22 protein-coding genes are annotated in these 23,599 nt (G+C 36.2%); 16 read left to right on the plus strand and 6 right to left on the minus strand.

All coding sequences use genetic code 11. From position 1 onward, the window contains the following. The first annotated feature begins 185 nt into the window (after positions 1 to 185). The 7 genes from J2Z81_RS09385 (at position 186) to J2Z81_RS09415 (ending at position 6,249) form a co-directional block, all read left to right on the plus strand. A complete protein-coding gene (locus J2Z81_RS09385; protein WP_029268198.1) occupies positions 186 to 974 on the plus strand; it encodes an ABC transporter ATP-binding protein in 789 nt (262 codons plus the stop codon). Beyond that, positions 974 to 2,728: a putative ABC transporter permease subunit gene (locus J2Z81_RS09390; RefSeq protein ID WP_226371224.1), complete on the plus strand. Its 1,755-nt coding sequence runs from the start codon at positions 974 to 976 to the stop codon at positions 2,726 to 2,728. Before J2Z81_RS09385 ends, J2Z81_RS09390 begins: the two co-directional genes overlap by 1 nt. A gap of 156 nt (positions 2,729 to 2,884) precedes the next feature. Continuing rightward, positions 2,885 to 3,055 carry a hypothetical protein gene (locus J2Z81_RS09395; RefSeq protein WP_198020915.1) on the plus strand — a complete coding sequence of 57 codons (171 nt, stop codon included), beginning with the start codon at positions 2,885 to 2,887 and terminating at the stop codon, positions 3,053 to 3,055. A 21-nt stretch (positions 3,056 to 3,076) separates the two neighbouring features. Continuing rightward, positions 3,077 to 3,853, plus strand: coding sequence for a TatD family hydrolase (locus J2Z81_RS09400; RefSeq protein ID WP_029268200.1), 777 nt, complete (start codon positions 3,077 to 3,079; stop codon positions 3,851 to 3,853). Between the two features lie 197 nt (positions 3,854 to 4,050). Then, positions 4,051 to 4,545, plus strand: coding sequence for a DUF1648 domain-containing protein (locus tag J2Z81_RS09405; protein WP_226371225.1), 495 nt, complete (start codon positions 4,051 to 4,053; stop codon positions 4,543 to 4,545). A gap of 383 nt (positions 4,546 to 4,928) precedes the next feature. After that, positions 4,929 to 5,468: a hydrolase gene (locus J2Z81_RS09410; RefSeq protein ID WP_226371226.1), complete on the plus strand. Its 540-nt coding sequence runs from the start codon at positions 4,929 to 4,931 to the stop codon at positions 5,466 to 5,468. A gap of 385 nt (positions 5,469 to 5,853) precedes the next feature. Next, positions 5,854 to 6,249: a transposase gene (locus J2Z81_RS09415; protein ID WP_226371227.1), complete on the plus strand. Its 396-nt coding sequence runs from the start codon at positions 5,854 to 5,856 to the stop codon at positions 6,247 to 6,249. Between the two features lie 184 nt (positions 6,250 to 6,433). Here J2Z81_RS09415 and J2Z81_RS09420 read toward each other — a convergent pair whose 3' ends face one another. Further along, a complete protein-coding gene (locus tag J2Z81_RS09420; RefSeq protein WP_029271352.1) occupies positions 6,434 to 7,042 on the minus strand; it encodes a class D sortase in 609 nt (202 codons plus the stop codon). Positions 7,043 to 7,966: 924 nt separating this feature from the next. Here J2Z81_RS09420 and J2Z81_RS09425 point away from each other — a divergent pair. From J2Z81_RS09425 to J2Z81_RS16070, 3 genes are all read left to right on the plus strand, one after another. Beyond that, positions 7,967 to 8,536, plus strand: a complete 570-nt coding sequence (locus tag J2Z81_RS09425; RefSeq protein ID WP_226371228.1) for a xanthine phosphoribosyltransferase — start codon at positions 7,967 to 7,969, stop codon at positions 8,534 to 8,536. A 102-nt stretch (positions 8,537 to 8,638) separates the two neighbouring features. Then, on the plus strand, positions 8,639 to 9,073 hold the full coding sequence (locus J2Z81_RS09430; protein ID WP_029271356.1) for a universal stress protein: 435 nt from the start codon (positions 8,639 to 8,641) through the stop codon (positions 9,071 to 9,073). A gap of 167 nt (positions 9,074 to 9,240) precedes the next feature. After that, on the plus strand, positions 9,241 to 10,314 hold the full coding sequence (locus tag J2Z81_RS16070) for a LysM peptidoglycan-binding and 3D domain-containing protein (protein WP_226371229.1): 1,074 nt from the start codon (positions 9,241 to 9,243) through the stop codon (positions 10,312 to 10,314). A gap of 141 nt (positions 10,315 to 10,455) precedes the next feature. Here the strand turns inward: J2Z81_RS16070 and purU are convergent, their stop codons facing one another. Next, complete coding sequence (gene purU / locus J2Z81_RS09440; RefSeq protein WP_029270681.1) at positions 10,456 to 11,337, minus strand: formyltetrahydrofolate deformylase; 882 nt, start codon at positions 11,335 to 11,337, stop codon at positions 10,456 to 10,458. Positions 11,338 to 11,532: 195 nt separating this feature from the next. Between purU and cydD the strand changes: the two genes are divergently transcribed. Both cydD and cydC read left to right on the plus strand, forming a co-directional pair. Next, the gene (gene cydD / locus J2Z81_RS09445; RefSeq protein ID WP_226371230.1) at positions 11,533 to 13,257 is read left to right on the plus strand and encodes a thiol reductant ABC exporter subunit CydD; all 1,725 of its coding nucleotides are present in this window, start codon (positions 11,533 to 11,535) and stop codon (positions 13,255 to 13,257) included. Between the two features lie 2 nt (positions 13,258 to 13,259). Then, entirely contained in the window at positions 13,260 to 14,978 is a 1,719-nt protein-coding gene (cydC, locus tag J2Z81_RS09450; RefSeq protein ID WP_226371231.1) for a thiol reductant ABC exporter subunit CydC, read from the plus strand. A gap of 49 nt (positions 14,979 to 15,027) precedes the next feature. Here the strand turns inward: cydC and cydS are convergent, their stop codons facing one another. The 3 genes from cydS to J2Z81_RS09460 are packed head-to-tail and all read right to left on the minus strand — an operon-like array spanning position 15,028 to position 17,506. After that, positions 15,028 to 15,135, minus strand: a complete 108-nt coding sequence (gene cydS / locus J2Z81_RS16225; RefSeq protein ID WP_390337524.1) for a cytochrome bd oxidase small subunit CydS — start codon at positions 15,133 to 15,135, stop codon at positions 15,028 to 15,030. A 14-nt stretch (positions 15,136 to 15,149) separates the two neighbouring features. Continuing rightward, on the minus strand, positions 15,150 to 16,175 hold the full coding sequence (locus tag J2Z81_RS09455; protein ID WP_029270922.1) for a cytochrome d ubiquinol oxidase subunit II: 1,026 nt from the start codon (positions 16,173 to 16,175) through the stop codon (positions 15,150 to 15,152). After that, on the minus strand, positions 16,172 to 17,506 hold the full coding sequence (locus J2Z81_RS09460; RefSeq protein ID WP_029270924.1) for a cytochrome ubiquinol oxidase subunit I: 1,335 nt from the start codon (positions 17,504 to 17,506) through the stop codon (positions 16,172 to 16,174). The genes J2Z81_RS09455 and J2Z81_RS09460 overlap by 4 nt, the downstream gene beginning before the upstream one ends. 517 nt (positions 17,507 to 18,023) lie before the next feature. Between J2Z81_RS09460 and proB the strand changes: the two genes are divergently transcribed. The 4 genes from proB (at position 18,024) to J2Z81_RS09480 (ending at position 23,070) form a co-directional block, all read left to right on the plus strand. Beyond that, complete coding sequence (gene proB, locus J2Z81_RS09465) at positions 18,024 to 19,124, plus strand: glutamate 5-kinase (RefSeq protein ID WP_226371232.1); 1,101 nt, start codon at positions 18,024 to 18,026, stop codon at positions 19,122 to 19,124. A gap of 21 nt (positions 19,125 to 19,145) precedes the next feature. After that, positions 19,146 to 20,393: a glutamate-5-semialdehyde dehydrogenase gene (locus J2Z81_RS09470; protein WP_029270928.1), complete on the plus strand. Its 1,248-nt coding sequence runs from the start codon at positions 19,146 to 19,148 to the stop codon at positions 20,391 to 20,393. 328 nt (positions 20,394 to 20,721) lie between these two features. Then, a complete protein-coding gene (locus J2Z81_RS09475) occupies positions 20,722 to 21,672 on the plus strand; it encodes a fumarylacetoacetate hydrolase family protein (RefSeq protein ID WP_029270930.1) in 951 nt (316 codons plus the stop codon). A 15-nt stretch (positions 21,673 to 21,687) separates the two neighbouring features. Beyond that, positions 21,688 to 23,070 (plus strand): FAD-binding oxidoreductase, encoded by a 1,383-nt coding sequence (locus J2Z81_RS09480; protein WP_226371233.1) that lies wholly within the window; start codon positions 21,688 to 21,690, stop codon positions 23,068 to 23,070. Between the two features lie 65 nt (positions 23,071 to 23,135). Here J2Z81_RS09480 and J2Z81_RS09485 read toward each other — a convergent pair whose 3' ends face one another. After that, on the minus strand, positions 23,136 to 23,408 hold the full coding sequence (locus J2Z81_RS09485; RefSeq protein WP_029266845.1) for a hypothetical protein: 273 nt from the start codon (positions 23,406 to 23,408) through the stop codon (positions 23,136 to 23,138). Positions 23,409 to 23,599: the final 191 nt, after the last annotated feature.

Genomic DNA, 23,599 nt, shown 5'->3' on the forward strand with positions numbered 1-23,599 from the left:
TACAGGTTTTAGGTGTCCGATTTTCCTGGACATCTTTTTTATTTAACTGAGTTGTAATGCGGTTGGCGCTGAATAAGTATTGCGTAATCATTGCTAAATGATTCATTTGTTTAATCATGTTTTGACCCTTTCCTCTTTAAACCATTACAATGAAGTATAAAGTGAATTTGCCTAGGGGGAAAACCATGAACACAACATCTATTAAACTAACTGATTTATCAAAGGTTTACGGAAAATACGAAGCAGTTAAAAATTTGCAGCTGGAAGTACCGCGGGGAGAATTATTTGGATTTTTAGGACCCAATGGTGCAGGGAAAACGAGCACGATTAAAATGATGACCGGTTTGCTTGAGCCAACGAAGGGGACGGTGAAAGTTGCTGGTATCAATATATGGCAAGATCCTCTTGAAGCTAAAAAGCGGATTGCCTATGTACCGGATCAGCCGAATTTGTATCCGAAATTAACTGGATGGGAGTATCTGCAGTTTATCGCGTCTGTGTTTCGTATTCCTAATAAGAAATTTCAAGTTAAAGCGGAAGAGTTATTACATATATTCAGTTTGACAAATAGAGTAGATGAATTAATAGAAAGCTATTCTCATGGGATGAAACAAAAAATTGCGATTTGCGGTGCACTTATTCATGAACCAGATGTGTTATTTTTAGATGAACCAACTGTAGGATTAGATCCAAATAGTGCCCGCAGTTTAAAAAAATTATTAAGGGAATTGTGTGATCATGGTATGACAGCGTTTGTTTCGACACATATACTGGAAATTGCCGAACAAATGTGTGACCGTATAGGGATTATATTAGAAGGAAGAATTATCGCATTAGGTACTATGGGTGAGTTAAGGGAACATAAGGGCAGCACAAATAGGAGTTTGGAAGATATTTTTCTTGAACTGACCGGAGGCGAGGATCAGCAAGCCTTGATTAGTGAAATTTCCAAAACAGATCAAGGTGATAAATAATGATGAAACCTCTTTTGAAAAACCAATGGAAAATTATAACAAATACATTACAGACGCAGAGTTTGAAAAATTATATAAGTTATGTAATAGCCTTTGGATTTGTTGCGTTCTTTCTATTTTTAATTTGCAGAGGTATATGGGAAATTAGTGATGCGATTACACAACCAGTTTTATCCGGCATTTTATCATATGGTTTTTTAATGATTATTGGATTTATACTGTTATTAGGTTTACCTCAAGTGTTTAAACATTTGTATTCTGCAACTGATTTAAACTTGTTATTTACTTTACCGATCCCAACGCAGTATATTTTTTGGATGAAGTATTTTCAAAGTTTCATTGGTATCCCATTCTTCACTTTTGTGTTTTGTCTTATCCCTTTAATAATGTACGGTATTGTCGTTGAAGCTCATTTTCTGTATTACCCAGTCGCCTTTATTGTGTTGCTTGCATTTACGATTATCGGATTGTCGCTTGCTTATTTATTTAATCTCATTCTGATTCAAATCATACCAGCGAGTAAAGCAAATGAGTTTATGACAATGATGAGTGTTTTATCTGGTTTATTTGTTTATTTATTGCTTATGCTTCCAAATTGGATGAATAACCAATCAATGAATGAACTTCTTTTATCTGGACTGCCATTATTTCCGGACTGGTTTCCTGTTAATTGGGGCAGTGAGGCAATAATTCATGCTTCCCATGGATCAATTCACTTACTTCTGCCAACTTTAATGCTGCTGCTATTAACTGTAATTTGTATGGTTTTATCTACATCTTTGGTTGAAAAGGGATTCCGTACTGGCTGGATTCGATTAAATGAAGGAAGTAGCCAAAAGAAAAAAATAAAAAAACGACAGACGTCACATCCCCTCTCTCATCCGGTAATTGCCGTTGGAATAAAAGAATGGTATGCAATTAAACGGGATATGCGTGAATGGCTTGCTTTTATGCCAATGCTTTTCTTTATGATATTTCCGTTAATTGGTTTTTTAAACGGCGACGCTAAACTTAATGATATACGAGTTTTCAATGAGGTATCATGGCCAATTGCCCAAGGCGCAATATTATTTTTACATGCCATTTTAAACGGAACACTCGCAGCTTCCTCCATTGGTCGTGAAGGGTCTTCTGCCTGGATACTTCGTGTATTGCCGTTGCCGGGAAAATACATTGCAATTGGAAAATTATGGATTAGCTGGCTTACGCCCTTTGTATTGCTGACTTTTTTTGAAATAATTGTCGGGGTTATCTTAGGCTGGACGTTTTTTCAGTTTATTACAGGTATTGTAATAAAAGCAGTTATCTCAATAGGTATTAGTTCAATAGGATTGTGGCTTGGGACAACGGGAGCAAAGTATAACCCGGAAAACCCGCAAGCACGGTTGAAATTTGGTACATCTATTATTTTAATGGTGTTATCTTATGTCTATATATTTTTTGCGTTGATTCCATACGTGATCTTAATAATTCCAGCAGAAACGGCGTCTATTGCAGCAGAAGTAAGCCATGATATTTCGGGATTTTTCGGAGCAATTATCGGCATTGTTGCAACATTATTAGCGTGGAAAGCAAGCAGTCCTTTTATAGTAGGAATACTTTGCATTATCGTTATGCTCATCATATCTTCTGGAGTCGCAATAATTTTTACTATGGTAAGTGCAAGAAGAATGGATAGAGGAATAGAAATTGATTTTGTAAATGGAACGAAAGCAATTTCGGGCCGGAGGACACCTAGTAAGCGTTTGTATTAGTGAGGAAAGGAATGATGAATGGAAAATTGATTGATTTAAAGTTGTCCATAAAAAGTTCCATATCCATAACTTAAATATTTATATTGGAGTTTTGCTGCACTGTTTATTTTTTAAAAAACTTTTTTGTTAGAAATCAAAGAGAGAGGGGCAAGTCTGATGAATGAAGAATATGTTGTTGGATGGGGGACATTGGCTTTAATTAATGCAGGTCTGGCTCAAGGGAAAAATAGGAGTGGCTTAAATTGGTTTTTGCTGTCACTATTCCTAGGTCCAATAGCAACATTACTATTAGTAATAGTAGAAAAGAGAGCAAATCCTGAAGAATGAGAAAACTGAAGGGGTGTTCATATGCACCATACCATTATTGATTCACATATCCATCTTGATGTTTATCCTGAAAAAGATCAGGAAAATATTTTACAAGATCTAGAAAAGCATCAAATAGAAGCACTTATTGCGGTTTCGCAGCACTTGGCCTCTGCAGAAATTAATTTGGCATTGGCTAAGAGGAATACAAGTATTAAACCCGCATTTGGTTTCCATCCGGAACAAACATTGCCTGCTGACAGTGAGATTGCTGAACTGCAACAATTTATTGAAAAGAATCAAAGCAAAATGATAGCAGTTGGGGAAGTTGGTTTACCCTATTATCTGAGGAAAAAGAACCATGCGTTTTCACTTGAAGCTTATATTGAAATTTTAGATCTATTTATTGAACAAGCAGCTCAGCTAAATAAACCAATTGTTTTACATGCAGTGTATGAAGACGCTCCAATCGTTTGTGAGCTGCTTGAAAAGTATTCTTATCATAAGGCACATTTTCACTGGTTTAAAGGTGATCAAAAAACAATTCAACATATGGCAAAAAACGGGTATTATATTTCAATAACGCCAGACGTCCTGTATGAGGAAGAAATTCAATATTTGGTTAAAACTTATCCGTTATCGCAAATGATGGTAGAGACAGATGGGCCCTGGCCATTTAAAGGACCATTCACGAATACAATGACCCATCCTAAAATGCTTCACGAATCAATTCGAAAAATCGCAGCGATTAAGCAGATGGAGATTTCTGGAGTATATGGCAGGTTGTATAATAATACGAAAAGATTTTATGACCTTTAAGAAATTATACATTTAAACATTACACCGGCTAAAATAAAAATACCGCCTAATATGGCTATCCATGTTATTATTTTGTATTTATTCATAAAAAATCCCTCCCATCATTATATTTATTATCTTTTCGATGGAAAGATGTTTAAAAGTAAGCATCAAGTGGCCGAATCATATAATTTCTTCTTAAAGGAAAGGGGAAGTCAGTGAAAAATCGCCCAGTTTTAAAAATTAAACAAACACCTATTGAGAAAATATTAAATATAATTGCCTTTGTCATTTTTTTAGGAAGTATCCTTTACATTTTATTTGAATGGTCATCGATGCCAAATGAAGTTCCAGGGCATTATAATGCTATTGGGGAAGTTGATCGTTGGGGGAGAAAAGGAGAATTATGGATTGTTCCATTTGTCGGGTTGGTGTTATGGGTAGGGTTGAGTATCCTTGAAAAATTCCCTCATATTCATAACTACAGTAATTTAACGGAAGATAATGCAGAACAGCAATATAAAAATTCCCGACTGATGTTAAACTTTCTAAAAAATGAAATACTGCTGATCTTTTCCTATATAAATTGGAAGGACATTCAAGTAGCAAAAGGTCAAGCAGAATCATTAGGAATTTGTTTTTTACCGATATTCCTTATAATCATTTTTGGTACATTGATTTTCTTCGTTTTAAGATCCCTTCGATTAAAATAAAGATGATTGATATCAACAATGTTTTTTCTGTTTAAACTTCTCTACTTAATGGAACGATAAAAATAAGTGAACAAAATAAAAGGAGACAAAAATGAGACGATTAATTCGCAGACTTATAAAATATGGTCCAATTATTTATCCTATCATTCGGAAAATAATCATGAAGATAAGAAGAAAGAAAGATAATTACAAAGTAAGTGATAAAAAATAAACTGCAGATATACTGCTACAATCCATGTTAAGGAGGGAGTTCATCATAAGAAACTCCTTCTTTTGCTTTATGAACTGCTTTCACAATGAAGTTGCCCCTTCTAAGATATCGTGTTATTTTAAGTATAATCTAAAAATTAATAATAATAAAAATAAAGAGGAGGGGATGGCGGATGATCAATAAGGATGAAACGGTATTTGTGTTGGTCGATGTACAGGGGAAATTAGCAAAAATCATACATGAAAGTGAAGAACTATTAGAAAATATTATTACTTTAATTGATGGATTGCGTGCCCTAGATATACCAATTCTTTGGCTGGAACAATATCCTAGAGGCTTAGGGCCAACGACAAAAGAAGTAGCTAACCATCTAGATGGATTAGAACCTATCTCAAAAATGACATTTAGTGCTTGTAAAAATAAAGAATTTATGACAGCACTTAAGGCTTCAGGCAAAAAACAGGCAGTTGTTGCAGGAATAGAAGCTCATGTTTGTGTTTATCAAACGTCAGCAGAATTAAAAGAATTAGGATATGATGTACAGGTAGTTGCAGACGCAGTATCCTCTAGAACATTAGCGAACAAGGAAATAGGTCTTGAAAAAATGAAAGAGGTTGGTGTCTTAAGTACAAGTGTTGAGATGATCTTATTTGAATTAATGGAAACTGCAGAATGTGAAAAATTCAAAGAAATTAGTAAATTGATAAAATAATGATGAAATGATGTCCTTCGATGTAAATAGTCCATAAAGAAAACGAAAGAGCTGGGACAAAACCCCAGTAAATGTAAAAGAAGTTCGGGAGTCCCATCTCTAGATGGAATTCCCGAACTTCTTTATTTTACTTTTCTGTGCGATTTATACTTATTTAGTAATCCCGTTGACTACTTGCACTGCAGGAGGCTGCTTTCCGCCAGCCTCCTCGGAAGAAAACTACTTCCTACGGGGTCTTCAGACTCGTGCTGTTCCCGCAGGAGCATTCCTGTCGGATTAGTGTTCAGGTACTTGTAATAAAAAAGGTTAACAGATTATGAATACCTTATTTCTATTCCTGGCATTAGTAAAAATACTGTTACAGAATTACTAGCTGAAGGAAATGATGGATAAACTCGATTCACCAATCGTAACTATACCCGGAATGTCCTATCGACTTGGAAGTAAAATCATAGCAGAAATAGGTGACATCCACAACTTTAATAACCTAGGTCAGCTATTAGCTTTTGCTGGAATGGAACCATCCATTTATCAATCCGGCCAATATCAAGGAACTGGAAAAATGGTGAAACGTGGATCACCACACCTCCGATGGGCGATGTATCATGCCTCGAGATTGATTTCTATATATTCACCGACGTTCAAGGCATATTATGAAAAGAAGCTCTTAGAAGGCAAACATTATAATGTGGTGTTCAGCCATGTAGCGAAGAAATTAATTAGAGTCATATTCCATTTCATGCGGACAGGCGAATTATATAAAGAAGTTGTTTATACGTAATATTTTGACCGTTATAAAATACTAAAGTTTAACAAAAATACACAGCTTGATGATTAATTTTAAAATCATTAACCATCAAGCTTATTTGCCATGTCCAAATTCCCAATAAAAATAGTATTAAATTTTGCCGCTAGCACTATTGACTTTATATAGTTAGTCTCCTTATATTGAAACTATATAATAATTAATCGACTGGATAGGCGTATGTAACAAAACGGTCAGGAGCGCTTCCTACATACGAGAATGGATAGCAGGTTGTAACAACCAGAGCTTCTTCACCCATTTCTCTGATTACACTAGTATCATCTTCGGGTACAATTTCCGTCTCTCTAATTTCATAAGTATGACTGCCCCCGGGCATATTTACAGTAAATTGGTCTCCGACTTCGATTTGATCAAAGTTTCGAAATACTGTATCACGATGACCGGATAATACAATTTGTTCATTTTCACCAGGAAGTACGGAATTGGATAAATGTCCGATTCCCTTATCAAGGGAGTCTGGATCAGTTCCTTCAACAATTGGCAATGTTTTACCCAATTTTGGAATGTCTAATGTTGCAAAAGCTTCACCATCATCCACTTGTAGACTTTCCGAATTGTTGTTGTTATTGTCAGAAGTATCAGAGGAAGCTCCTTTATCTTTTTCATTATTTTCCTGCCCTTGTGCAATCCGATTCTGAGCTTCAGCTAATGAATTTTTTGTATTTTGTTCGTTCTGATAATATTGGTAGCCAAAAACGGACAAAAATATAACACCGACAATGATAAGAAGATAGCTTATGTATTTCAACCCATTCACCTCCCGATAAATGTTATTTCCAATATAGAAAGGACTTAACAACATATTATACTGTACCTTTAAAACGAGCAATTAATTTGGCTGCAGCACCAATTAGGATTAATCTGCTCCTGCAAAACCATATGTCCACATATTTGTAGCTGTACCTGGATGTTTCTGCCCTTTTTCAGATTTAGTTTCATCTGATTCAACTTTAGTATCGGTACTATTATTATCGTTTTCTATAGGGAGAATTACAAAGCCATCTTCATTAACGTTTTCTTCCCGTTTGCTTTACAATCATAATTTCCCAAGGAAAATTCAACCGCCTTTTTATAAAGTAATACTAGCAATGGTCTAAAAATGCGTCAATAGGCCATGAGAACCATGTTTTAGTCTCGTTTTAATGATTTATGTACAATTGTGATTATTTTAAATTAAACGTACGATGGGAGTATATAGTTTCCAACAATATGAGAGCAGAAAAGCCTATATTTGAATGATTTCAAAACATTCTAAATACCCATATAAAAAGTATGAAATTCCCACTTGAAGGAATATGAGAACAAGCATTAGAAGCTATGGATATGGATCAGCTTGATTATATTATAAAAATAAATAAAGCATCTTATTTTACAACAAGGTTTTGAAATGAAAATGGAAATGGCACTAATAATAAATAGTGCCATTTTCTTAATGCTTACAAATCAAACAAATCATTTGCTTGAGTAGCTTCTCATCAGTTGTTAGTTTATAATTATATTATTCGAATTATGCTACATTTAATTACTAAATGAATCGGTTTTATAAAAATATTAAGCTATTATGCAATATTTTTAATGGAGGTACTGCAGTTAGATTGTACATCTAACGGGGTTTTCAATACTAGTGAGTTGTTAAAATTACTTTCTGCTAAGTAAAAGGAGATAGTTGTAGATGAAATTATTAAAACAAAAAATTTTAAATGAAGGAAAAGTTTTATCAGATACTGTATTAAAAGTTGATTCTTTTTTAAATCATCAAGTCGATCCCCAACTAATGCTGAATATTGGCGAAACGTTTACAAATTTATTTTCAAGTGAAGGTATAACAAAGATTTTAACCCTAGAGTCTTCCGGGATTGCCCCCTCTACAATGGCAGGTTTAAAGCTAAGGGTTCCAGTAATCTTTGCGAGAAAACGGAAATCCCTTACCTTAGTTGACGACCTTTATTCAGCTAATATTTATTCCTTTACAAAAAAAGAGACCAATGAAATCTCGGTCTCTAAAGATTATATATCAAGTAATGATACAGTCCTAATTATTGATGACTTCTTAGCAAATGGACAGGCTGCTCTGGGCCTTTTGGATATTGTTGAACAAGCAGGTGCATCTCTGGCAGGGTTTGGCATCGTTATCGAAAAAGGTTTTCAAAATGGTGGAAATCTTCTTCGTGAACGAGGGATTCGGGTAGAATCATTAGCGAATATTGCATCACTATCAAATGGAAAAGTAACGTTTAAATAATAGGGGGATAATAATCAGTTTTATAGAATAATCTACTATTTATGATAAAATAGAATTAGGAACAACATCATGTATTTTAAACGTATACAGGGAGGTCCATCGATGACTAAAAAAGTACTTGCAGCCTATGATGGTTCAATATTAAGCAACGAGGCAATACAGGAAGCAAAAAAACAAGCTTCGCTCTTTCCTGAAACAGAAGTTCATATTTTTACAGTTATTGAATCAACAGGACCAACTACCAATGCCGCTATTTCACGTAACATTACGAAAGAGGTATCGGAGAAAATGCTTCCACAAATGGAAAAGATAAAGCAAGAATTTATGGAAGCATCTATACCAGTTGTAACGGAAGTCAGGTTCGCTGATATAGGAGATAACCCCGGTAAAATAATTTGTGAATATGCTGATAACAAGGGTATTGATTTAATTATTGCAGGCAGTCGTGGTCTCGGTAATATTAAAAGTATTTTACTTGGCAGTGTAAGTAATCATATTGTACAGAATGCCAAATGTCGAGTTCTGATTGTGAAATAAATGATTCTTTTAAGCTAGCTCTATCTTATTAACTAGAGCTAGCTTTTTATATTTTTTTGTTAAAATGTTCCTGTAATGTAATAGACTTGTAAAATTATTGTAATCCAAAAATGAATATACTATGTTAAGATGTACACAGCTTAGAAAAACTAAGGGGGTTTTTAGTAGTGAAGAAAATTGCGGCTACTATCGCTACAGGAATATTATTAGCTGGGGTAACTGTATCGAGTGTATCAGCAGCAGAGGTCCAAATTGATAAAGGAGAAACTTTGTGGGACATTTCAAAAACTAATAATATATCAGTAGAAAAATTAATGGAAATGAATGATTTGAAGAATACGATCATTCACCCAAATCAGAAGCTAGTCATTTCTGAAGAATACATAGTAGAAAAAGGAGATACTTTATCTAAAATTGCTGCAAAATTGGATGTTACAGTAGATGATTTAAGAAGTTGGAATAATTTAGAATCAGATTTCATTGTCGAAGGAGACAATTTAGTTATAAACGGATCAACTACTGAATCAAATGTTGTAAAAGAAGAACCTGCTTCAACTACATATGAAGATACTTCTGTGGAAGAAGCTGAAGCAGCACAAAAAGCAGCTGAGGAGCAAGCAGCAGAGGAAGCTGAAGCAGCACAAAAAGCAGCTGAGGAGCAAGCAGCAGAGGAAGCTGAAGCAGCACAAAAAGCAGCTGAGGAGCAAGCAGCAGAAGAAGCTGAAGCAGCGCAAAAGGCAGCTGAGGAGCAAGCAGCAGAAGAAGCTGCAGCAGCGCAAAAAGCAGCTGAGGAGCAAGCAGCAGAAGAAGCTGCAGCAGCGCAAAAAGCAGCTGAGGAGCAAGCAGCAGAAGAAGCTGAAGCAGCACAAAAAGCAGCTGAAGAGAAAAAGGAAAAAGAAGCAGCAACAAAAACAGTGAAACAAGTAAATGATGCTGAACAAAATACAGATGGTAAAACATTCAATGTTACAGCTACCGCATATACAGCTAAATGTAATGGCTGCTCTGGTCATACTGCAACTGGGGTAGATTTGAATGCAAACCCGAATGCGAAAGTGATTGCGGTAGATCCAAATGTTATTCCATTAGGATCTAAAGTCCATGTTGAAGGATATGGTACTGCAACAGCAGCAGATACCGGTGGTGCGATTAACGGTAATAAAATTGATGTCCATGTGCCATCTAAAGAAGCGGCACAAGGATGGGGCGTAAAAACTGTAAAAGTAACTGTTATTGATTAATTTTAAAAATGAATAATAGAAAAGCAAAGAAAGCATCTATATTTTAGATGCTTTCTTTGCAAAGTACATCTTGACTTCAAGACAATAAATAACAAATTAGAAAAGAACAGACATCATTTGGTATGATCTCTGTTCTTTTCTTTAATGAAAAACGATTGTTTTATTTTCTTCTACAATAATGCGATCTTCTAGATGCCACCTAACCGCTTTAGTTAGAACACGTCTCTCTACTTTTCTGCCAATTTTCTTTAAATCATGAACATGATCCCGGTGATCTACTCTTTCGATGTCCTGTTCAATAATGGGACCTTCATCTAGATCATTCGTTACATAGTGGGAAGTAGCTCCTATTAGTTTGACGCCTCGGTCATAGGCGCGTTCGTAAGGGTGTGCCCCGATAAATGCTGGCAGGAAAGAATGGTGAATATTAATAATTTGATTTGGAAAATGACGAACAAATTCAGGAGTTAATATTTGCATATAACGTGCAAGTACGAGCAAATCAACATGATATTCCTTCATTAAGCGAATTTGCTCTGTCTCCACTTGCTTTCGAATTTCTTTGTTTGCCGGAATATAGTGAAATGGTATTCCAAATGATTCCACCATGCCACGCGCATTTTCATGATTACTTATAACGACGACGATATCTGTATCTAAATCTCCATTCTGCCATTCCCACAAAAGCTCCATTAAACAATGTGGTTCTTTGGAAACAAAAATAGCCGTTCGTTTTCGATCGTTATCGTATGTAAAGCGATAATTCATTGAAAAACGAGTAGCCAACTCCTTGAAGTCTTCTTCCATTTTTAAGCGATTTTCTTGTAAATTTTCGGTATGAAATTCAATCCGAATAAAAAATGTACCGTTTTCCGGATTACTTGAATATTGACTTGATTCAATAATATTTGAATGATGCTCAAATAAAAAATTGGAAAGTGCCGCAACAATCCCTGGTCTGTCCGGACATTTTACTAGTAAACGTCCATGATTATCTTTGTTTTTTCCTATTTTATCAACCATTTACATACATCTCCCGTTTGTCAATCTAAGTATCTATTATATAGGATGACGTGAGATTTGAAAATATTAGTTTATCGTTAAAAATGACAGTTATGTTAACAAGGGACATAATTATTTACTATATTTCCGGCCATAGTGTATATTGAAGTTGAAAGGCTCACTAAATAAAGTAGCTTTTTTAGGAGGCATTCAACAATGGTTCAACTAAAGGACATGGCAATAAAACAAAAGTCACGAATAATATGTCTTTGTATTTTTGCTTTTTTATCAGGGTTGGCAATAATAGGTCAAGCTTACTTTTTGGTTACAATCGTAGATCACATTTTTTTGCAAAAACAATCTTTTCATGAAATTGTTCCTGCCATGATTGGTTTATTGGTTGTTCTTATTGCCAGATCCGTTTTTAATTATTTGAGTGGGCAAATAGGAGTTAAAATGGCTTCTAAAGTAAAAAGAGATCTTAGGAAGTCTTTATTAAATAAATATACCGCTAATCCAGTTCAAGCTTCATTAAAAGGGCAATCAGGAAAGAAAGTTAGTGTGATTTTGGATGCTGTTGATGAGATTGATAGCTATTTTAGCAGTTATATTCCACAGTTAATACAGGCATCTGTTGTACCTCTAGTAATTCTTGTTACTGTTTTCACTCAACATATTTATTCAGGTCTTATAATCATTGTTACAGCACCATTCATTCCTATATTTATGATTATAATTGGCGGGAAAACGAAGCAAAAATCAGAAAAACAGCTTGATAAAATGGCTGCTTTTTCCGGACGCTTTCTTGATACGTTACAAGGACTGACAACGCTGAAGCTTTTTGGACGGGCCAATTTACAAAAAGAGATTATCCAAAAAAGCAGTCTTGATTTTCGAGATGCAACAATGGAAGTATTGAAAATAGCTTTCGTATCTACTTTAATGCTCGAGCTAATATCAATGCTTAGCATTGGATTAATTGCACTTGAGTTGTCTTTAAGGCTCATCGTTTTTGAAAACATTCCTTTTTTTACCGCCTTTTTTATTTTAGTTTTAGTACCAGAATTTTATATTTCTCTGAAAGATTTAGGTAGTGCTTTTCATACGGGAAGGGGGAGCATGGGGGCTGCTCAAAAAATACAAGATGAACTTAAAATAGAAAGTGAGCATGTTTTATGGGGAGGATACAGTTTATCGATAGAAACTCCCCCTCTTATCGATGTGCGTGATGTCAGTTTTTCCTACGGGGAAGATGGATTCCAATTAAAAAATATTCATATGCAAATTAAACCTTACGAACAAATTGCAATTGTTGGAAAGAGTGGGGCCGGAAAAACAACACTGCTTCATATCATCGCAGGTCTTATTCCGTTTTCGGAGGGTGATATCTATATCAATGATCGTCAACGTTCTAAAATAAAAGAAAAAGATTGGTTTGATCAATTAAGCTATATTTCACAAGATCCGTATTTATTTTCCGGAACAGTTGCAGAAAATATTGCTATTGGTGCGAATATGGATGTATCCAGAACAGAAATAATGAAAGCAGCACAAAAAGCTGGAATTGATGCTTTCATTGACTCTCTTGAGAGTGGGTATGATACATTGATTGGCGAAGGAGGGCGCGGGCTCTCTGGTGGGGAAAAACAACGGCTTGCTATTGCAAGAGCATTTTTGAAAAAACCTACTGTTATTCTTTTCGATGAACCAACCACTGGACTTGATTTGCATACAGAGCACATTTTGCAGTCTTCATTAAAGGAATTATCGAAAGTAGCTACCGTTATTACGGTAGCGCATCGTCTTCATACTATCACAGCTGCTGATAAAATTTATTTCCTTGATGATGGATATCTACATGCAGAGGGAACGCATGATGAGTTGATGGCGTCCTCAGCTTCATACAAAAAAATGATCACCATACAGCAGGGAGGAGGTTAAGAATGAAAGATTTAGCATATGTCGTGAAATTAACAATAAAAGAGAAAAAAGACATATTTCTTTCCATCTTTTTCGGGTTTTTAACTGGTCTGACGGCTGTTAGTTTATTTGCGGCCAGTGGTTACTTGATATCCAAAGCTGCTTTAGCCCCGCCTCTATACGCTTTAATTTTGCTTACAGCATCAGTGAAACTGTTAGGTTTTATGAGAGCTTTGAGCCGTTATGGAGAACGTTATTTTTCACATAGAGCCACCTTTACGATGCTAAGTAATTTACGTGTATCTTTTTATAATAAATTAGAACCACTAGCTCCTCGTATTTTTCAAAAATATCGAAGCGGTGATCTTCTGGCAAGAATTGTAGGAGATGTAGAAACGTTACAAGACTTCTTTTTACGCGTTTTTTATCCGCCTATTGTATTAATAATGGTTTTCTTAAGTACGATTCTTTTTACATCTTTTTATTCCATTTATATTGCGTTAATATTATTTACAGGACTTGTATTAACTACCTTTATCATTCCTGCATTATTTGCTTTGAAACAGCGGAAATTAGATAAAAGGCTTCGAGAGAACCGTGGTAAACTGTCTACAGAAGTTACTGAATTTCTTTATGGATTTCGTGATTTAAAAATTTATCAACAACTACAGGAAAAAGAAGAATATCTAAATAAAGTTTCAGATGCTTATATTGAGGAACAGCGGAAAGAGGGTACACATCAAATATATAGTCAATCCATTAATTTACTCGTCTCCTTACTTATATCCTGGCTTGTTTTAGGTGTTGGAGCTTTTATCGTTACTGAAGGAGAGTTGGATGGGATCTTCCTAGCCATGCTTGTAATGATTTCCCTGACTGTTTTCGAAAACGCTACACCAATGGCTGCTTTCCCTAATCACCTGGAAAACAGTCGGCAAGCAGCAAGTCGTTTATTTTCAGTTGTGGATAAGCAGGATACAGAAGATATGCAAATGGGAATGGAAAATCTTTCGAACCAGCCGCCTACGGTCGAAATGCGTGATGTATCTTTCTCATTTCCGGGTGAATTGGGTATGACCATACAAGACACTTCCTTGTGCTTACCTCCAGGTTCAAAAACAGCAATCGTCGGCCCAAGTGGTTCCGGAAAATCTACGCTGTTGCAGCTTATATTAAAAGTCGCTTCGATAGATCAAGGCGAAATTAACATAAACACGATTCCGATTGAACGTATAGAACAGGAAAGCATATGGAAGCAATCCAATGTTGTTTTGCAAAAAAATCATTTTTTCTATGGAACAATCCGGGAAAATCTTCAGCTAGCTAAAGATGGTTTAAGTGATGAGGAAATGGAATTGGTGTTAAAGATGGTAAAATTAGATCACTTTTCTCTAGATACCCACGTGCTGGAACAAGGGGAAAATCTCTCTGGTGGAGAAAAACAGCGTCTATCCATTGCAAGAGCAATGTTAAAAAATGCACCACTATGGGTTTTAGATGAGCCAACTTCTTCAGTAGATGCGCTGACAGAGGATCATATCTATCGTCACTTATTTCAGCAGGCAAAAAATGCAACAGTAGTTCTTGTTAGTCACCGGTTAACAGGAATAGAGAAAATGGATCAAATTATTGTCATGGAAAAAGGAAGAGTAGTTGAGGCAGGAACATATGATGAATTAATGGAAAAACAAGGTTATTTCTATCGAATGAAACAAGTTGAACAAAGTGTATTTTTATCATGATGAGAATAAAACAAAGGCGAGTGGATTTGCATCCCTCGCCTTTTGATATTCAATCTTTTTTCGACATTGGACCATCTTTTAACGCTGCCCAAAATGCTAATGCTATGGCTCCAAATAATACAATAAACGGTGCGACAAAGATCAAAAAGTCTTGCATACATGAATCACCTCTTAAGCTTTATTTTTTTGACTACCTTTCACATAGTCCTTATTAAATAAAAACAGTCGCATTAACAGATACAGTGATGGAAGAAGGAGTGCCAGCCCTAAAACAAATGCAACAACGAGAGAGATAGCCATTGCTTCATTCGTAAAACTGTCATAGATAGTCAGATGCGGATATAACAAATAAGGATAATGAGATAATCCATATCCGAAAAAAGCAAAAGCAAATTGTCCAACTAATAAACCAAAGGCAAGACCATAGTTTTTTCGTTTCCAAATGAGCCAAACCGTTCCAATAAATAAAAGAAATGATAAACCGAACATCCACCATAAATCGATAATTCGATCAAAATGTTCCTGGTTATGAAAACTTAGTTCATAGATGATGCCGCACGCCGTAATGATGGTAGGCAATGCCCATATTAGAGCATATTTTCGCATTAAATCGGTGGCTTTTGTATCTTTGGCTTTGCTTGCGTACCATGTAAGAAACACGGAGGATATATATAGTACAGCAATAATACTAAGTACAACAATGCTCCAAGTTAACGGACTAGTGAACAATGCCCAGTAATCCAGTACAGGTTTTCCTTCGGTCATGGAAACAAACCCACCTTCGGATATGGTTAAAACGATGGAAAGCGATGCAGGCAGGACCAGCCCAGTAAGTCCATACATGAGGGCGTATCCTTTATGACCCTTCGTTCCATATGTTTCAAAGGCATAGTATGATCCCCTAACAGCGAGAAGTAGAATGGCAATACTAACTGGGACAAGTAATGTAGTTCCATAGTAAAATGCGGTTTTTGGGAAAAAGCCTACAATCCCAACGAAAAAGAAAACGAGAAATACGTTAGTAACTTCCCAGACAGGTGATAAATATCGCTGAATTATTTTGGTTAAAATATGTTGCTTCCCTGTTAATTCACTGTAGGCATTAAAAAATCCGGCACCAAAATCAATAGATGCGACGATGACATAACCGAACAGAAAGGTCCAGAGTACCATAATCCCCAGAATTTCTAAGCTCATGTCTCTTCACCACCTTTTTCCATAAGTTCTTTTTCTACCGGATTCTTTTTAAACATACGTCTGAGCACAACAACAGTTCCAATACCTAAAATAAGATATATTCCTGCAAAAAGCAGCAGCATGGTATCAACATGGCTGCTAGACGTTGCCGCTTCAGAAGTTCGCATAATACCTCTTAGTATCCAAGGCTGTCGTCCTAGTTCAGCCATCCACCAGCCGGCTTCGATTGCGATGATAGATAAAGGTCCACCTAAAGCAAGCAGCCAGAGGAAAGGTTTTGTATTTATAAATGCCCATTTGCGTTTTGTTCCAACCCAATAAACAAGTGATAACAAAATCATCCATACGCCAATTGTGACCATGATATCAAATAAATAATGAACAGCCATTGGAGGGGTTTCATCCTCAGGAAATTGATCCAAACCTATTACCTCCGCTGAAGGATCACCATGAGCCAGAATACTAAGAGCAAATGGGATTTCAAGCGCATATTTAACTTCTTCACCATCTAAAATACCGTACATGAGTAGCGGCGCTTGTTCGCTTGTGTCGAAGTGCCATTCAGCAGCTGCGAGTTTTTCCGGCTGGTATTCAGCTAAATATTTACCGGAAAAATCACCGATTAAAGCCGTTGCTATGGAAAAAATAAGACCAATTTTCATCGTCATAAAGAGTGCTTTTTTATGGTATGCATGATTCGAACCCCTTACTAGCTTAAACGCTGCTATTGATGCAAGCAGAAATGCTGCAGTCATAAACGCTGTTGCAACAACATGTGATACTTTTGTCGGCATAGCAGGAGTAAACATCGCAAGGAAAGGATTTACATTAATTAGTTCACCATTTACAAGGTCAAAGCCTTGTGGTGCATTCATAAATGAGTTGACCATTGTAATAAAAACAGCCGACAATCCTGCACCAATCGCTACAGGAATTAATAGCGCCAAATGCTTACGCTGATCTTCGAATCGATCCCATGTATATAAATAGATTCCAAGGAAAATTGCTTCAAAGAAAAAAGCAAATACTTCCATAAATAGAGGAAGTGCGATTACATTTCCTGCAAGTTCCATAAACTTTGGCCATAGTAATGAAAGCTGTAAACCGATAGCAGTTCCTGTTACAACACCTACTGCAACTGTTATAACAAAACCGCGGGCCCATCGCCGTGCTAGCAAAATATAATGTTCATCATTTTTTTTGATTCCTACCCATTGAGCAATCATGATCATAAGCGGGACACCCACACCGATGGTTGCATAAATAATATGAAAAGAAAGGGTAAGCTCGGTTAATAACCGACTATTAAAAACTGTATCTCCATCTAGCAAGGATATAACCTCCTTTTGAATTTAGATATAAGGATGGGCAAAAAAAGTCTCTACGATATATTTTACCCTTAAAAAGCAATCTTGAACTTATTTTTTATGACGAATTTATAACTATGGATTGAACAAAGGGTGACAGTTCGTGTAGTAACATTTGAAAATTATGTCTTTTATGCTTTCTTTATTGACTTTACATTTTATTATCCCCATAATAAGAGTAATAATAAATAATAAACGAACGCAAACGAAGAACTAGTATGTGTTTCTGGATGTGTTAGAGAGCGAGATTTAGGAGCTGAAAGATTTCGTCACAACCAGCCACTGAACCTATCTTCAGAGTCCCGTGCTAATACATGGGCGTCAACTTCTGCGTTAGGGAAGCAAAAGTGGGATATATCTAATATCTAATAATGGTGGTACCGCGGAAACTAGCTCTTTCGTCCTTTATTTTAAGGGGATGGTAGGGTTTTTTTAATGTACGAAATTGATGATTGTAAATAGATAGTAGGAGTAATGCATAATGGGGAAAAAAAGAATTGTAGTCAAAATAGGAAGCAGTTCGTTAACGGATGACAAGGGTGAAATTGATCAAGAAAAATTTATAGATCATATTCATGCTATTGTAGCTCTTCACAGGGCGAAGCATGAAGTGATCTTAGTATCTTCGGGTGCTGTAGCTGCAGGTTTTACGAAATTAGGTTATTCTTCCAGACCTGTTACCATTAAAGGAAAGCAAGCGGCTGCAGCTGTTGGGCAAAGTCTCTTAATTCAGTCTTATCTTGAAAAACTCAACGAATTTAAGATTATTCCATCTCAAATTTTATTAACCAGGGATGACTTTTCTAATAGAGAGCGTTATCGAAATGCATTTTCAGCAATTACGGAGCTTTTATCACGAGGAATCTTGCCTATCATTAATGAAAACGACACAGTTGTTATTGATGAATTGACATTTGGTGACAATGATATGTTGTCTGCGCTTGTAAGTGGCTTTATCCATGCGGATCAATTAATTATATTAACAGATATTAATGGAATATATGACGAAAATCCAAGGACAAATCCGTTTGCTAAGAAGTTCAATTACCTTGATAACATAACAGATGAAATGATCGAATCAGCGGGAGAGGCAGGGTCCAAAGTCGGAACTGGCGGGATGAAATCAAAGCTGCTAGCAGCTAAAAGGGCTATTTCTCTTGGTGTACCAGTCTTTGTCGGTTATGGAAAAGGAAAAGAAAAATTTATTGATATATTAAATGGAAAAGGAAATGGTACTTATATTTCTAATGGATCCAACGGGCCAGTAAATACGAGCAGGCAATGGATAGCACTTCATTCTGAATCTGCGGGAAAGCTATATGTTGATCAGGGAGCGGAAGAAGCAATATTGTACCATGGAGGAAGTTTGCTGTCAGCTGGTATCTATAAGGTGAAAGGGACATTCCAAAAAGGAGAGGTTGTCAAAGTTTACGGAACAAGTGGCTTACTCGGAAAAGGTGAGGTTAGCTGTTCTTCAGATGAAGTAGTACAAGCAATCGAGAAACGAAATGAAAAGAAAGGAGTGCAATCGGTTGTCTCATCTGTTGAAGTAATTCATAGAAATAAATGGGTTAAAGCTTAAACTATTGGGGAGGGTTTTATAATGTCTGAAATAATACAAAAGGGAAAAGCAGCAAAAGCGGCTAGTTTTTTATTAAGTGGTGTTACAACAGAGGATAAAAATAACGCACTACGTTTAATAGCAGAGCAGATTGTGTTGGATCAGGGAAAAATTTTGGAAGCGAATAAAAAAGATATTGAAGAAGGAAAGGAAAATGGGTTATCTGACGCTATACTTGACCGAATGATGTTAAATAAAGATCGTATTTCAAGTATGGCACAAGCAGTTAAACAATTAGTAGATCTAGAAGATCCAATTGGTGAGGTACTAGAAACAATTGAAAAAGAAAACGGTCTACAAATCGAGAAGAAAAGGGTGCCGATTGGTGTTATTGGTATGATTTATGAAGCACGTCCAAATGTAACCATTGATGCAGCTTCACTCTCTTTAAAAACCGGAAATGCAGTACTTCTTAGGGGAAGTTCATCTGCCAAATTTTCAAATATGGCACTTGTCGCTTCTATTCATCATGCTTTAGAACAAACTGCGCTTTCCGTTGATGCAGTACAGCTGATTGAAGATACAAGCCGAAGCGCAGCAAAAGAGATGTTTCAAATGAATGATTATTTGGATGTACTAATTCCAAGAGGTGGAAAGAATTTAATTGAAACGGTTATTCGTGAATCAACAGTTCCTGTAATTGAGACTGGAGCAGGCAATTGCCATATTTTTATTGATGAATCCGCAGGAAAAAATATGGCAGAAGAAATTGCACTAAATGCGAAATTGCAGCGGCCATCTGTTTGTAATGCTATTGAATCAATTTTAGTCCATGAAAAATGGTTTGAACAAAATGGTGTGGATTTACTCGACAAACTTCATCAAAAAAATGTGCATCTTTATGCAGATGATAAAATTTGTAAATCATTTCCAAAGGCAAACAATGCCTCAGAAGAAGATTGGCATCAGGAGTATCTTGGACGATCAGTCAGCGTGAAATTAGTAGCAGACGTTGAAGAAGCAATCAAACATATTAATACATACGGTACCCATCATTCGGAGTCGATCGTTACAGAGGATGAACGCAATGCAGCAATTTTCTTGCAAACAGTTGATGCAGCTGCTGTTTATCACAATGCCTCCACCCGGTTTACCGATGGGTTTGAATTTGGATATGGTGCAGAGATCGGTATCAGCACACAAAAGCTGCATGCAAGAGGACCAATGGGATTAAAGGCATTAACTTCAAGCAAATTTGTTATTCAAGGAAATGGACAAATTAGAGAATAAAAAATATTAGATAAAGATCTTTATCTATTTAACCGCCATACCATTTTAGGTGTGACGGTTAAATTTTTAGATACACTATGATAAGGGATCGTTGCTCCTATTTATGCTTTTGTCCGGTATTCTGGGTTATGTGCTTTTAATGTTTTATCTGTTCCGAATAGAAATGTTTCTCCATTTATAGTCACCCCCTTCTTCTTGACGCTATTTCAGAAAATATTAAAGTCAATAGAAATATGAAAAAATAGATGCAAGGAGAAACATTCTGAATATTGAACGAAAATATGGTACGATAGGAGTATTAAATTACTACAATGAAGGGGTGTACAAGATGAAATTAGTTAGTTATAAACTTAAGGACAAACCTAGTGCATATCGAATTGGGTGTCGAATAGATCAAAAGATAATCGATCTGCAAGAAAGCTATCGTGCATTCTTGGTATCCACAGGTAAAAAAGATTTAATACAACAAATAGATTGTATTTTTCCATCAGATCCAAATTCTTTTTTTCTGCAAGGGGAAAATGCAATAGATCGAGCAAGAATGGGATATCATTACATAATGAATAAATCAGACAGATCTAAATATATGCTTGACTTAGGAGAGGTAAGTTACGGTGTTCCAGTTTCAACTTCTTCAAAAATAATTTGTGTTGGAAAAAATTATGCGGAACATGTAGCAGAAATGAATGATGGGGATATCCCAGAATTCCCAGTACTTTTTGCAAAATTTAATAATGCCATCATTGGTCCTGAAAATTACATTGAAAAACCCACTTTAACACATAAATTAGATTACGAGGCAGAATTAGCTATTGTGATTGGAAAAGAGGCTTCTAACGTTTGCAAAGAGGAAGTTTACGATTATATAGCTGGTTATACGATAGCAAATGATATATCAGCCCGCGATTTACAAAAAAGGACACCACAATGGCTTCAAGGAAAGTCATTAGATCGCAGTACACCAATTGGTCCTTGGATAGTAACTTCTGATGATATAGTTGATCCATGCAATCTCTCTATTCGCTCTTTTGTGAATGGGGAAAAACGTCAAGATTCCAATACAAGACATTTTATTTTTGATATACCAAATCTCATTGAATTCATTTCTCATTTAATTACTTTAGACCCTGGAGATATTATATTGACCGGGACTCCCGATGGTGTAGGAGTTGCCATGCAGCCTCCGCAATTTCTACAAGATGGGGACATCATTTCTTTGGAAGTAGAAGGTATCGGGAAGCTTGAAAACAAAATAATGGAAAGAAAAGCCAATAAATAGGGGGGGGATGTTTATATGAGTCTTTTTGAAGAACTTCAACAATTGTTAGCACCAGACCGCGTGACTAGAAATCAAACCATTTTAGAACAGCACAGTAAAGATGAATCATGGCATGAACCATGTGTACCGGATGTCGTGGTCTATCCAATAAATACGAATGAGGTAAGTGAAATAGTAAAATTAGCGGATAAATATAATACTGTAATTGTCCCGTTTGGCCTTGGTTCGAGTCTAGAGGGAAGCATTATTCCTTATCATAAAGGAATTACCATTGATTTTTCATATATGAATAAAATATTGGAAGTACGGGAGGAAGATTTTCTTGTAAGAGTACAGCCAGGTGTTACAAGACTTCAATTAAATAAAGAATTGAAAAAACATGGATTGTTTTTCTCTGTTGATCCTGGTGCAGATGCAACACTCGGAGGAATGACTGCCACCAATGCAAGTGGCACTACTTCGGTAAAATATGGTGTTATGAGGGATCAAGTAAGAGATTTAGAAGTTGTCCTTGCAGATGGTTCAATCATTCATACTGGAAATTTAGCTGCAAAATCATCTTCAGGTTATCATTTAAATGGATTATTTGTTGGATCCGAAGGAACGCTTGGATGCTTTACAGAGCTAACATTAAAAGTATACGGTATTCCAGAGTATATTATGGCAGCAAGAGCTTCGTTTGAGAGTATTAATCATGCAGTTGATGCGGTTACTGCGATTTTACAAGCAGGTATACCAGTTGCGAGGGTGGAACTTGTTGACGAAAAATCAATAAAACAAATAAACCTGTTTAGTGAAACAGATTATCAAGAAGTACCTACTATATTTTTAGAGTTTCATGGCAATGAAGCAGGGCTAAAGCAAGATGTAGATTTTATGCGGGAAATAGTTGAAGATTTTCATTGTAAGTCAATGGAATTTGAAACGGAAACAGCCTCTAGAAACCGTCTCTGGGAAGCGCGTCATCATACGGCATATGCTTTCATTCATGGCTTCCCAGGAAAAAAACAGATGACGACAGATGTATGCTTGCCAATTTCTGAACTTGCAGAAGCAATAAAGGACGCCAGAGATGCTATTGAAGGAACAGGACTCCCAGGTGGAATCGTTGGACATGTTGGGGATAGTAATTTTCACACTTTATTAATGATCGATGTCCATCATCCAGAAGATATTGAAAAGGCTAGTCTGGTTAATCAGCGTATTGTAAACTATGCACTTGCCAAAGGTGGAACTTGTACAGGGGAACATGGGGTTGGAATAGGAAAACAAAAATATCAAGAAAAAGAACACGGCGAAGCTATTCATGTATTGCGAAAGATAAAAAGTGCTTTCGATCCAGGTGGTGTACTTAATCCTGGGAAAGTAGTCACAGAGGTTTCCGAGAAATCATTATAAATTTGATTGTAAAAAATTGTGGAAGGGAGTCTTACGAATAAGACTCCCTATGTCATAATCCTTAATTACTGGTTATTATTTTGCTGTGCTTGCTGAACTTGTTGGGTTGCTTGCTGCATTTGTTGTTGTGCCTGTTGGAATTGTGGATCTTGTTGTGCAGCAGCACCAGCTTGGTTTTGAACATTTTGCATTTGTTGTTGTGCTTGTTGCACTTGCTGTTGAGCTTGTTGCAACTGCTGTGGATTTGCGCTAGCCTGTGCCTGCTGAACAGCTTGCTGTGCCGCTTGTGCCTGCTGAACAGCTTGCTGGATTTGTTGTTGTGAATTTTGTTGTGCCATAATAAATAACCTCCAAATATGTTTTGAGCCAAACGCTCTCGTATTTATCGTTACCTGTTTTCTTTTTTATATGCACATTTTCTTTATCTTTTTATTAGTAAGCGTCAAATAATGTACACCTTCTATCATCATTCAAAGCGTGAGATAATGTCATTATAATAAATCTTGTAGGAGGTTATGCCATGACATTA

Origin of the sequence: Virgibacillus alimentarius, assembly GCF_017874635.1 — a bacterium.
GTDB lineage: Bacteria > Bacillota > Bacilli > Bacillales > Amphibacillaceae > Virgibacillus_B > Virgibacillus_B alimentarius.

Coding starts and splice junctions, on each gene's coding strand:
- J2Z81_RS09390 (WP_226371224.1), top strand. CDS start 974: ATGATGAAACCTCTTTTGAAAAACCAATGGAAAATTATAACAAATACA.
- cydC (WP_226371231.1), top strand. CDS start 13,260: ATGAAAGATTTAGCATATGTCGTGAAATTAACAATAAAAGAGAAAAAA.
- J2Z81_RS09400 (WP_029268200.1), top strand. CDS start 3,077: ATGCACCATACCATTATTGATTCACATATCCATCTTGATGTTTATCCT.
- J2Z81_RS09475 (WP_029270930.1), top strand. CDS start 20,722: ATGAAATTAGTTAGTTATAAACTTAAGGACAAACCTAGTGCATATCGA.
- J2Z81_RS09410 (WP_226371226.1), top strand. CDS start 4,929: ATGATCAATAAGGATGAAACGGTATTTGTGTTGGTCGATGTACAGGGG.
- J2Z81_RS09470 (WP_029270928.1), top strand. CDS start 19,146: ATGTCTGAAATAATACAAAAGGGAAAAGCAGCAAAAGCGGCTAGTTTT.
- purU (WP_029270681.1), bottom strand. CDS start 11,337: ATGGTTGATAAAATAGGAAAAAACAAAGATAATCATGGACGTTTACTA.
- J2Z81_RS09480 (WP_226371233.1), top strand. CDS start 21,688: ATGAGTCTTTTTGAAGAACTTCAACAATTGTTAGCACCAGACCGCGTG.
- J2Z81_RS09485 (WP_029266845.1), bottom strand. CDS start 23,408: ATGGCACAACAAAATTCACAACAACAAATCCAGCAAGCTGTTCAGCAG.
- J2Z81_RS09425 (WP_226371228.1), top strand. CDS start 7,967: ATGAAATTATTAAAACAAAAAATTTTAAATGAAGGAAAAGTTTTATCA.
- J2Z81_RS09395 (WP_198020915.1), top strand. CDS start 2,885: ATGAATGAAGAATATGTTGTTGGATGGGGGACATTGGCTTTAATTAAT.
- J2Z81_RS09430 (WP_029271356.1), top strand. CDS start 8,639: ATGACTAAAAAAGTACTTGCAGCCTATGATGGTTCAATATTAAGCAAC.
- J2Z81_RS09455 (WP_029270922.1), bottom strand. CDS start 16,175: ATGAGCTTAGAAATTCTGGGGATTATGGTACTCTGGACCTTTCTGTTC.
- cydD (WP_226371230.1), top strand. CDS start 11,533: ATGGTTCAACTAAAGGACATGGCAATAAAACAAAAGTCACGAATAATA.
- cydS (WP_390337524.1), bottom strand. CDS start 15,135: ATGCAAGACTTTTTGATCTTTGTCGCACCGTTTATTGTATTATTTGGA.
- J2Z81_RS09415 (WP_226371227.1), top strand. CDS start 5,854: ATGGATAAACTCGATTCACCAATCGTAACTATACCCGGAATGTCCTAT.
- proB (WP_226371232.1), top strand. CDS start 18,024: ATGGGGAAAAAAAGAATTGTAGTCAAAATAGGAAGCAGTTCGTTAACG.
- J2Z81_RS09385 (WP_029268198.1), top strand. CDS start 186: ATGAACACAACATCTATTAAACTAACTGATTTATCAAAGGTTTACGGA.